At 40.4% G+C, this 11,375-nt stretch carries 7 protein-coding genes; 5 read left to right on the plus strand and 2 right to left on the minus strand.

What is annotated here, in order from left to right:
• Positions 1-39 precede the first annotated feature (39 nt).
• Positions 40-2,307: a catalase/peroxidase HPI gene (gene katG, locus AAGC65_RS00095; RefSeq protein ID WP_343110357.1), complete on the plus strand. Its 2,268-nt coding sequence runs from the start codon at positions 40-42 to the stop codon at positions 2,305-2,307.
• Between the two features lie 78 nt (positions 2,308-2,385).
• Here katG and AAGC65_RS00100 read toward each other — a convergent pair whose 3' ends face one another.
• Positions 2,386-3,654 carry an Hsp70 family protein gene (locus tag AAGC65_RS00100; RefSeq protein ID WP_343110358.1) on the minus strand — a complete coding sequence of 423 codons (1,269 nt, stop codon included), beginning with the start codon at positions 3,652-3,654 and terminating at the stop codon, positions 2,386-2,388.
• Between the two features lie 110 nt (positions 3,655-3,764).
• On the opposite strand from AAGC65_RS00100, the gene AAGC65_RS00105 reads away from it, so the two are divergent.
• Positions 3,765-4,280, plus strand: coding sequence for a GNAT family N-acetyltransferase (locus tag AAGC65_RS00105; RefSeq protein ID WP_343110359.1), 516 nt, complete (start codon positions 3,765-3,767; stop codon positions 4,278-4,280).
• Positions 4,281-4,351: 71 nt separating this feature from the next.
• Here the strand turns inward: AAGC65_RS00105 and AAGC65_RS00110 are convergent, their stop codons facing one another.
• Positions 4,352-4,957, minus strand: coding sequence for an RNA polymerase sigma-70 factor (locus AAGC65_RS00110; protein WP_343110360.1), 606 nt, complete (start codon positions 4,955-4,957; stop codon positions 4,352-4,354).
• A 130-nt stretch (positions 4,958-5,087) separates the two neighbouring features.
• Here AAGC65_RS00110 and AAGC65_RS00115 point away from each other — a divergent pair, with 130 nt between their 5' ends.
• The 3 genes from AAGC65_RS00115 to AAGC65_RS00125 all read left to right on the plus strand — a co-directional run.
• Entirely contained in the window at positions 5,088-6,284 is a 1,197-nt protein-coding gene (locus tag AAGC65_RS00115; RefSeq protein WP_343110361.1) for a FecR family protein, read from the plus strand.
• Positions 6,285-6,410: 126 nt separating this feature from the next.
• Positions 6,411-9,896: a TonB-dependent receptor gene (locus AAGC65_RS00120; RefSeq protein WP_343110362.1), complete on the plus strand. Its 3,486-nt coding sequence runs from the start codon at positions 6,411-6,413 to the stop codon at positions 9,894-9,896.
• Between the two features lie 16 nt (positions 9,897-9,912).
• Positions 9,913-11,375: RagB/SusD family nutrient uptake outer membrane protein (locus AAGC65_RS00125; RefSeq protein WP_343110363.1), on the plus strand; the 1,463-nt coding region annotated here is incomplete at its 3' end.

Here is an 11,375-nt window from a genome sequence, read left to right on the forward strand (position 1 = left end):
TGTTCATTAAGCATTCAATATATAAACCTATAAAATAACATGGAAAGAGAATCAAATGACATCAGTAAATGCCCGTTTCATAATGGCAGCATGAAACATAATGTTGGCGGCGACGGTACCCGGAATCACGATTGGTGGCCTAAGCAGCTAAAACTAAATATCCTGCGCCAGCACTCAGCGCTATCAAACCCAATGGCTGAGGATTTTAACTATGCCGAAGCTTTCAATAGTCTTGACCTTGCAGCTGTGAAACAGGATCTGCAAGCACTTATGACCGATTCGCAGGATTGGTGGCCGGCAGATTTTGGCCACTACGGCGGTTTGTTCATCCGTATGGCATGGCATAGTGCGGGTACTTATCGTGTAGGCGATGGACGCGGAGGTGCAGGAGCCGGTTTGCAGCGTTTTGCCCCGCTTAACAGCTGGCCGGATAATGTGAGTTTGGATAAAGCCCGCCGACTGCTTTGGCCCATCAAACAAAAATATGGTCGTAAAATTTCATGGGCCGATCTCATCATACTTACAGGTAACGTAGCGCTGGAATCAATGGGTTTTAAAACCTTTGGCTTTGCTGGTGGCCGTGAAGATGCATGGGAAGCTGATGAGTCTGTATATTGGGGTTCGGAAACCACTTGGTTGGGTGGTGACATACGTTATGCTGACGGTTCGCATGGGGTAGTTGAAGGTCATGGTGTATTGGTGTCTGATGATGATGCCGATGGGCATATTCACTCCCGTAACCTGCAAAAACCGCTTGCCGCCGTTCAGATGGGATTGATCTATGTAAATCCGGAAGGACCTGATGGTAATCCTGACCCGGTAGCGTCAGCCAAAGATATTCGTGATACTTTTGGCCGCATGGCTATGAATGATGAAGAAACCGTAGCCTTAATAGCCGGTGGCCACAGTTTTGGTAAAACCCATGGCGCTGCATCTGCAGACAACGTAGGCAAAGAGCCTGAAGCTGCTGTTATAGAAATGCAAGGTTTGGGTTGGGGTAACAGCTATGGTTCAGGTAAAGGTGCCGATACTATTACCAGTGGACTTGAGGTAATCTGGACTAAAACGCCAACGCAATGGAGCAATAATTTTTTTGAAAACCTGTTTGCCTATGAATGGGAATTAACCAAAAGCCCTGCAGGTGCGCACCAATGGGTGGCTAAAGATGCAGAAGAAATTATTCCGGATGCATTTGATAGTGCAAAAAAACATCGCCCGGCTATGCTTACTACTGATATCGCTTTAAGGTTTGATCCGGCTTATGAAAAGGTATCCAGACACTTTTTAGAAAATCCTGATGCTTTTGCAGATGCATTTGCGCGTGCCTGGTTTAAATTAACACACCGCGATATGGGCCCTCGTGAGCGCTATCTGGGTTCTGAGATACCACAGGAAGAATTGCTTTGGCAAGATCCTATTCCGGCGGTTGATCATGCACTAGTAACTGAAACTGATATTGAAGGCCTAAAAGCAAAAGTATTGGCATCCGGATTAAGTGTATCTGAATTAGTTTCTACAGCATGGGCTTCAGCTTCCAGTTTCCGCGGGTCTGATAAACGTGGTGGTGCCAATGGTGCACGTATTCGCCTTGCTCCGCAGAAAGATTGGAAAGTAAACAATCCGGCACAATTGCAAAAGGTGCTGAGCGTACTTGAAGGAATAAAAAATGAATTTGATTCGGCTCAAAGCGACGGTAAAAGAGTTTCACTGGCAGACCTGATCGTGCTGGCCGGTAACGCCGCGGTTGAAAAAGCGGCTAAGGATGCCGGACATATCGCTGCTGTTCCTTTTACCGCTGGCCGTGCAGATGCCTCTCAGGAACAAACTGATGTAGAATCGTTTGGTTACCTGGAGCCTATTGCCGATGGCTTCCGTAATTACCGCAAATCGGAAATCCCCGCATCAACAGAAGCATTACTGGTAGATAAGGCTCATTTGCTTACACTTACCGCACCTGAATTAACCGTATTATTAGGTGGCATGCGTGCATTAAGCACCAACTTTGATGGTTCAAAACATGGTGTTTTCACAGACAGGCCGGGTATACTTTCCAATGATTTTTTTGTGAACCTGCTTGATATGCGCACTTCATGGAAAGCCGCATCTGATGATAAAGAGCTTTATGAAGGCAGTGATCGTACTACGGGTGAAGTAAAATGGACAGCCACCCGGGCAGATCTGGTACTGGGGTCTAATGCTGAATTAAGAGCTATTGCTGAAGTATACGGAAGCAATGATGCACAAGATAAATTTGTACAGGATTTTGTAAAAGCCTGGAACAAAATTATGGAGTTGGATAGGTTTTAATAAGAATTAATAACGATTATATTAACCAGTAAAAAGGCATCGATTCTGATGCCTTTTTACTTAATTATATTGTGGTAATTAGTCTTCGAACAAGTAACCACTATAAGCTAAACCCTTCACCACACTTTTGAAATTGTCTCCGGAATTAAGACTAACATGAGGCAATCTGCTTTTAAATAATTTTTGAACACTGTTAACCATAGAGGTTCCACCGGTTAAAAAAAGGGTATCGATATCTTGAATATCGATATTGTTTTGCACAATAAATTTGTCGAGATAGTTGGCAATTCGATCTACATCTTTAGCAATAATCTTTTCGTAATTCTGTAAAGCTACTTCCTCATCAATTTTGATACCCATTTGGTGATAACTAAATCTTGCTGAATCAGTATTTGTAAGTGTAATTTTAGTTTTTTCGATAGATTGAAATACCGAATAGCCCAAGTTATTTTCAATAAGCGTAATCAAATTTTTAAATTGAGGATCTCTTCCTGAAAAGTAATAATAATCCTCTATGTCTTTTCGGATGCGCAAACTGTTAAAGAAATTCATTTGCTCCCATGAACAAATGTTTGCAAAGAGTGATTTTGGCACAGTTAATACTTTTCCAGGAGTAGCCTCATATTGGGTGTTCTTACCGAAATAGGGTGTGCCTTTCTCCCACATAAAAGCAGAATCAAAACTATCCCCGCCTATATAAATACCTCCGTTAGCTATCATGTCGTTCTTCCTGTTCTTGCTGCCTGCTTTTTCAGGATCAAGAACCAGGTAGGTAAAGTCTGTAGTACCTCCACCCAGATCGGCCACCAATACATTTTCTTTTTTTACAAGGCTTTTTTCATAGGCAAATGCAGCTCCAATAGGTTCAAACTGAAAACGGATATCTACAAAACCAGCTATTTCTGTCGCTTTTCGTAGCCTGGTTTGCGCTAATGTATCTTTTTGAGTATCATCGTCATCAAAAAAAACAGGTCTGCCAATAACGGCTTTTTTGCAATCGTACCCAATTAATTGATCTGCACGAGCTTTCAACTCTTTTAAAATAATAGCCACCAGATCAGATGCATTGTACCGTTTATTTTGAATACGGGTTTCCGTGAAACTGCTTCTGGAAAGTATTTGCTTAACAGATTTGATAAAACGTCCTTTCATATCATCGGCAAGGTAGGCTGTTATAGCCTCTTCACCTACAACATAATTTGGGGAGCCTCCTGTACCAGGCTCTTGGTAAAAGTAAATGAGCGAAGGAAGAATAATAGTGTGGTGTATTTCTTTCGTTTCTTCGTTGTAAATAGCAAGGGCCGAGTTAGTTGTTCCAAAATCAATTCCATATAAATACTTCTTCATAACCATAGGAGGTAAACAGTAAAAATTTGAAGGGCGGCAAAAGTATTAAAAAACAGCTTCTTAACGAAATTCATAATCAAAAATTCCAACTAAATTGTAGCTTAGTTATCATGAGTAACGTATTATTTGAATCCGATAATCTTAGGATGCGTCGTTTTTTGGCAAGCGATAAAGCGTTTGTTTTTGAATTGCTGAACACTCCTGCCTGGAAAAAATTTATTGGAGACAGAAACATTCATACTTTAGTTGATGCTTTAAACTACATACAAAAGGGGCCGCTCAGTCTTTACGAGAAATATGGGTTTGGGCCTTGGATAGTAGAATTAAAATTTACAGAGGACGTTATAGGAATGTGTGGGCTTTTTAAACGAGATTATCTTGATCAACCTGATTTGGGTTTTGCTTTTTTACCTGGTTACGAGGGAAGGGGACTGGCTTATGAGGCCTGTATAGCATCTTTATCTTATATAAAATCTAATTATACATTTGATAAGCTGTATGCAATCACAACTGATGATAATGTACGATCGAGGCGTCTGTTAGAAAGGTGTGGCTTTCTTAACAGCGGAACGATTATATCAACTGAGGGGGAAGGGCTTTTACTTTACAATATCCAACTATCATAATCTGCTCCGATATTACTTTGCAGCTTTAATCATTGGGGGGTGAGATGTTGCAAACGGGTTAAACCATAGTTTTATTTTTGTATAGCCAATTCCATTAAGCCCAGTAAAATTATCACAGGAAGATGGTATTCCTGAAATTCCTGCCGCAAATGCTGTAAGGCTTTGCCTATATGTTTTTCTACAGTATTTACTGATATAGACATTTTTTCTGCAATTTCCTTATAGGAAAGGTGTTCATATCGGCTTAAAGTAAATGCGTTTTTACATTGTGGAGAAAGCCGGTTTACGGCTTGCAGCATTTTTTCCTCCATCTGGCGGGCATACAATCCGTCGGTTAGCACATCGGCTGTATCGTTTTTATGAAGTTGGGTAAACTCTTCGATATGCTTTGATTGAATTATCCTGGCACGTAACTCATGTAATGCTTTATTACGCATCATTGCATATAGTAAACCGGCCACTTCTCCATCCGTATCTAACGTTTCGCGTTTTTTCCAGATATCTACAAACACGTCCTGAACCAATTCGGTTACCACATATTCATCCTGCAACTTTTTGAAAGCATAACTGGAAAGTGGGGCGAAATATCGAAAATACAAAGCTTCAAACGCTTTTTTATCTCCACAATGCAGAGCAATAAGCAGTTCACGGTCACTGTATGTATCTGGTTTAATCAAGAATATTGGTTTATCTGGTTAGATAGATGTTACGCAAAATAAATATTTTTCATGTAAATCATTAAAAAAATTAATGCTGATATGGCGGTAACTTTTATTCCATGCAATATGTAGTTATAAAACCTAAGTTATGGTAACCGATTACCACCTCAACTTAATAAAAAAATATCTTGAAGATCAATGTACACCCGCTGAAAAGCTGGAGGTGGAGGTATGGTTTGAACTTTATCGTGGCGGCGAGCGTGAGTTTTATGATAATGATCGGGAACTCATTAACCAGGCTATGATGAAGTCGCTGGCCAATATTCATCAAAAAATTGCTTCCATAGAAACCACTGAAGATTCACATAATGAAGGTGAAAATAGGATAGTGTATCTAAAACCAACATTCAGACTTCGTTGGATTGCCATTGCAGCCACTATTTTACTTTTTATGACCATTGGTGGTTATTTATTGCTTCATGAAAAAAGTGCAGTACCGAAGGAAATGGCTAAAAACCAGTTACCCCAAAATGATACGCCGCGCAGTAATAAAGCTACCCTTACCCTGGCCAATGGAAAAAAAATAATATTGGACGATGCCGGGAAAGGTAAACTTGCAGTTCAGGGTAATATGGCTATTACAAAGAGTGCTGACGGCAAAATTGTTTACAATAGTGCTCAGGCCTCTGCTACTATTGGCGAAATAGGTAATAACACTATAACAACTCCTAAAGGTGGACAATATCAAGTTGTGTTACCTGATGGATCATCCGTTTGGCTTGATGCTGCTTCGAGCATTACTTATCCTTCGGCATTTACAGGTAATAAAAGGGAAGTACAATTAACTGGTGAAGCCTATTTTGAGGTAGCAAAAGACCCTAAAAAACCATTTTATGTGAATGTAAATGATAAACAGCAAATAGAAGTATTAGGTACACATTTCAATATCCAGGGTTATGATGATGATAAAGATATTAAAACAACCTTATTGGAAGGATCAGTAAAACTACATTACGATAATAAGCAAGCAATTTTAAAACCGGGGCAAATGGCTATTAATGATCAGGATAGGTCATTGATAATTAAAGATGCTGATATATACGAGGTAATGGCATGGAAAAATAACCTGTTTGTATTCAATAACGAAAACATAAAAAGTATCATGAAGCGACTTTCCAGGTGGTATGATATTGATGTGATTTTTGATGGTGATATGGAAAAGGTAAACTTTTATGGAAACTATTCCCGGAGCAAAGGTTTATCAAACCTGCTTAAAGGGATTGAATTAACAGAAAAAGTTCAATTTAAAATAGAAGGAAGGAGGGTTACAGTAATAAGGAAATAAACCGATACTATATATCCAAAAACCGGGAGTGTTGCAACCACCCCCGGTATGATTAGCAGATGGGCGCTAATTATGGATAATTTAACCAATTGAGAACGTCAATTAATACCATTAATCCTAAATCAAATGTATAAAATATTTACTGCACTTAAGTGCGGGGACATGACCTGCTATGCACGAAAATTCCTGCTTATTATGAACCTTACTATTGTATTTTTGCTGGCCATTCTTTTACAGGTAAATGCTGCAACAAGCCACGCGCAGGAAATTAACCTGAATGTAAAGGATGCTCCGATTCAGGAAGTATTCAATCAACTAACCAAACAAACGGGTTATAACTTTATTTGTGATGCTGATTTGATAAAAAAGGTAAAACCTATTACCATCAGCGTTACAAAAACATCTCTGAAAGATTTTCTGAACCGGTGTTTTGATAATCAGCATGTTGATATACTTTTCAATAATGATAACACAGTAATTATTAAAGAGAAGCCACATAGTAAAGCACAAGTTGTTGAATCTGCAAGCATCACAATAACCGGAAAGGTTACTGATAATAAAGGGCAGCCGTTGCCGGGTGTCACAGTAACGGAAAAAGGAGCTAATAACGCTGTGATCACCAGTATATCGGGCGACTACTCTATAAAAGTGGCCGGCCCGGGAGCAACGTTGGTGTTTTCTTTTATGGGTTTTAACGGCGAAGAGATAAAAGTAAGCGGCCGTACCAACATTAATGTTAAGCTAACCGAAAAAACGAATGATTTAAGTGAGGTAGTTGTGGTTGGTTACGGAAGCCGTAAAAAGGCCGACCTTACTGGCGCTATTGCTACCATGTCTTCTGAAAATTTAAAGGAACGTCCGGTAATTAACTTTGGCGAGGCGATGGCCGGTCAGTTGGCTGGCGTACAGGTTCAGCAGGTTAACGGAGCTCCCGGTGGTGAAGGACTTGCTGTGAGAGTGAGGGGAACAGGATCTATAACTCAATCCAGTTCACCTTTGTATGTAGTTGATGGATATCCGATGGAAGACGGTGCTTTTCAACTCATTAATCCCTCAGATATTGAAAGCTTGCAGGTGTTGAAAGATGCCTCATCTACCGCTATATATGGTTCACGGGGAGCTAACGGTGTTGTGATCATTACTACCAAAAAAGGAAAAGCCGGTTCTGCTTCAATAAGTGTTAACGCTTATCGGGGATATCAGGACAGAACAAAAACTATCCCGGTTTTGAATAGGGATCAGTACGTACAGTGGTTTATAGACGGCCGTAATCAGGCTTGGTTAGATCAACCAGTGATAAGTGGTGATCCGAATAGTGCACCACATAGTATTAATGATCCTAATAGTCGCCGTAACCTGTATCCAAGTGCCAGTTCATTATATGTTATACCTGACGGTACTAATGGCTATAAGTATAATTTTTTAGATCCTAAGTCTGTAGCCCAAATGCCGGATAATAATTGGCAGGATATATTGTTTCGCCTTGCCAAAATTGAGCAGTATGAAGTGTCGATAACCGGAGGTACCGAGAAAACAAAATATGCTTTTTCAGGAAGCTTTTTGAATCAGGATGGTATCATCATCAATACCGGTTATAAACGGTTCAATTTCAGGAACAATGTTGAATCGCAGATAACTAAACGGTTAAAAATAGGGTTGAATTTGTCTGCCTATAGCTCTGGCGGCGACGAGCAGGTAAATGGTAAATATTCACCGCTTCAATTTGCATTACAACTGCCGCCTATATTTGATTTGCACAACCCCGATGGTACTTACGGTTCAATGGTGCGTAATCCCGAAGTTTTTGCAGGTGATGTAGCTAATCCTATTGGTGTAGCCGAGCAAGTGTACACTCACCGTAAAAAATATGGTTGGTTAGGAACTATGTATGGAGAGCTCGATCTGATAGAGGGCTTGAAGTATCGCATTAATATCAATGGCAGTATCCAGGATAATAACCTGGAAGATTATGAGCCTTCAAATGTGGATTTAGACGCATCAAGGGCACCAAGACCGGCAAGGGCTTATAATTCGCGTTATACCAATTATGATTGGGTGATAGAACAAACCTTATCTTATAATAAAACAATTGCAAAAAAACATGATCTGGTTTTATTGGCAGGCTTCTCTGCACAAAAGCATGATATTGATTCTATGTATGTAGAAGCACGCGGTTTTCCGAACGATAATATACATACTTTAAATGCGGGTAACATGTACCAGATCAATAATACGAAATCAGATTATTCTATGATCTCGTATTTCGGCCGGGCTAATTATACTTATGACAACAAATACCTTTTAACAGCTACAGTTCGTAGTGATGGATCATCTCGTTTTGGTGACAATAAACGATGGGGCGTGTTTCCTTCTGTATCGGGTGCATGGCGTGTTACTCAGGAAAGCTTCATGTCTGGCATTACCGGTACTGTTAATGATTTAAAGTTACGGGCCAGTTATGGTGTTGCGGGTAATAACCGCATTGGTAACTATTCTGCAATTGGTTTACTCAATACGAGCTTTTATTCAACGGGTGGTGTTTTACAAAGCACCGTAAATCCTTATACACTGCCCAATGTTAATCTGGGATGGGAAAAAGTTCTGCAAAGCAATTTTGGCTTTGATTTGGGATTGTTTAATGATCGAATTCGATTGGAAGCCGATTATTATCATAGTAAATCGATTGATCTGTTGCTTCAGGTACCTGTGCCTACCATAACCGGCTATGCAAGCCAATTTCAAAATATTGGAAAAGTGTTGAATAAAGGTTATGAGTTTTTATTAACTACCCGAAATTTAAACGGCGCGTTTAAATGGTCGAGCAATTTTAATATTGCGTTTAATAAAAACAAGGTATTGGAAGTAGGCCCGGGTGGCCAGCCTATTTATGCAAGTGCTCCAAATGCAAACAACTCCTTTATTACATTGCCGGGCCAACCCATAGCAAGTTTTTACGGCTATGTATACCAGGGTGTATTTACAAGCCAGGCAGAACTGGATAAATACCCGCACTTACCGGGCGATAAGGTTGGTGATGGCCGGTACCTTGATGTAAACGGCGATGGTAAACTTGACCAAACAGATAAAGCTATTATAGGTAATAACCAGCCTAAATTTACCGGTGGTTTTGGTAACAATTTTTCTTATAAAAACTTCAGCCTGTCTACTCAGTTAGCATTTTCTTCTGGTGCGCACGCGTTTAGCTTCTTCAAACGTATGGTTGGTATTTATCATGGCGATAGAAATGCTTTGATCGAGCAGCTTGGCCGCTGGCGATCTGTGGATGATCCGGGTGATGGTATGCACTTTAGGGCTACCAGGAACCCAACCGGCTGGCAGCGCGATCCATCTTCTAATTGGGTAACGGATGCATCTTATTTACGCCTGCGCAATGTTACGCTTGCTTATGATTTTACAAAGAGTGCATTAAAATCATTAGGTGTAAATGGATTACGGGTGTATTTAACGGGACAAAATTTATTCACCTGGACTAAATATCCCGGTTACGATCCGGAAACAAGCAGCGAGGGTGATGGGCTTACCCGTGGTGGTGATTATTTAGGATATCCTGCCGCCCGCAGTTTGATTTTAGGTTTAAATCTCACTTTCTAATTAATGATTTAAGAAGATGAAAAAATTAACAACAGCCATATTAAGCTTAATGCTGCTCGTTTCGTGTAAAAAAGACTTTATTGATTTAAGTCCACCATCAAACCTCAATTCTGTTACTTTTTATAAAACAGAAAGTGATATGAATCAGGCCGTACTTTCGGCATATGCCGGCCTGCACGGTGTTTACAATAATCCATTTATCCGACTCGGCGAAATACGTTCAGACAATACTACTTATTCGTGGCTTGCCGGAAATCCAGCCGATGATAATGGTATTGATGTATTTGCCTCACCACTTTTACCGGAAAATAGCTATCCTACCAATGCCTGGAATTCTTGCTATAACACTATTTTACGCTGCAATATTGTTACCGGGCGTATCGGTAATGTTACATTCAAAGACGAAAAATTGAAGAATCAGTACACTGCGGAAGCGAGGTTTGTTCGGGCTTTAATGTATTTTTGGTTGAACCGGATTTTTGGTGGTTATGGCCTTAATAATGAGTTATTAGGGGTTATCAACGTTGATAAGGAAATAACACCAGCTGAAGCTTATAAACAAAACAGAACATCCCTGCAAAGTACCTATGATCTGATTGTGGCCGATTTAAAATATGCCGAAGAGAATTTGCCTGCTTCATATGCCGGAAACAACATTGGGCGTGTAACCAAATGGGGAGCCAAAGGCTTGTTAAGCAAGGTATATATGACAATGGCAGGCTATCCGCTTAATAAAGGTGCGGAGTATTATAATCTTGCCAGTCAAAAGGCAGAAGAGGTTATCAATACTTCCGGTGCGTCATTAGTACCAAGCTACGCGGACCTGTTTGATGTAGGTAAAAAGAACAGTAGCGAATCGTTATTTGAAATTCAATACCAAAAAGGCAGCCCGAACGCGGTGGCGGGAAGTCCGTGGAATAATGATTTTGCTCCGCGCTTTTCAGACAAGGAAGTGGTGCTGGTAGGGGACAAAGGTGGAGTTAATTCTCCCACAGGTGATATGTCACGTGCTTATGAAGTGGGCGACCCACGGAAATACGTATCCATGCGTGATAGCTGGATAAGCGCAAAAAATGGCGCTGTGCAAAACGAGAGATACGTACGTAAATATTATGATGTGTCTACCGCAGGTAGTGACAACGGCAATAACTGGATTGAGTTGAGGCTTGCCGACGTATACCTTTTAGATGCGGAAGCATTAGTACGTACTGGAGGAGATAAAAACAAAGCCATATCGTACGTTAATAAAATAAGGCAACGGGCAAAAAATACTAAAGGCGATCCGGCTATTACATCTTCGGCTGGTTTATTAAAGGATTATTCCGTAACTGATTTTGCCGATGACAATGCTTTATTATTGGCTATAGAAAAAGAGCGCCGTGTTGAACTGGCTTTCGAAAATCACCGTTGGTTTGATCTGGTAAGAACAGGCCGGGCTAAGGATGTAATGATTGCCGAGCAGACAGTTGATGGTTTTGC

Source organism: Mucilaginibacter sp., assembly GCF_039207105.1.
GTDB lineage: Bacteria > Bacteroidota > Bacteroidia > Sphingobacteriales > Sphingobacteriaceae > Mucilaginibacter.

What these genes read in the sequence shown, in the direction of transcription:
- AAGC65_RS00115 (WP_343110361.1), top strand. Translation starts at nt 5,088, where the DNA reads ATGGTAACCGATTACCACCTCAACTTAATAAAAAAATATCTTGAAGAT.
- katG (WP_343110357.1), top strand. Translation starts at nt 40, where the DNA reads ATGGAAAGAGAATCAAATGACATCAGTAAATGCCCGTTTCATAATGGC.
- AAGC65_RS00120 (WP_343110362.1), top strand. Translation starts at nt 6,411, where the DNA reads ATGTATAAAATATTTACTGCACTTAAGTGCGGGGACATGACCTGCTAT.
- AAGC65_RS00100 (WP_343110358.1), bottom strand. Translation starts at nt 3,654, where the DNA reads ATGAAGAAGTATTTATATGGAATTGATTTTGGAACAACTAACTCGGCC.
- AAGC65_RS00105 (WP_343110359.1), top strand. Translation starts at nt 3,765, where the DNA reads ATGAGTAACGTATTATTTGAATCCGATAATCTTAGGATGCGTCGTTTT.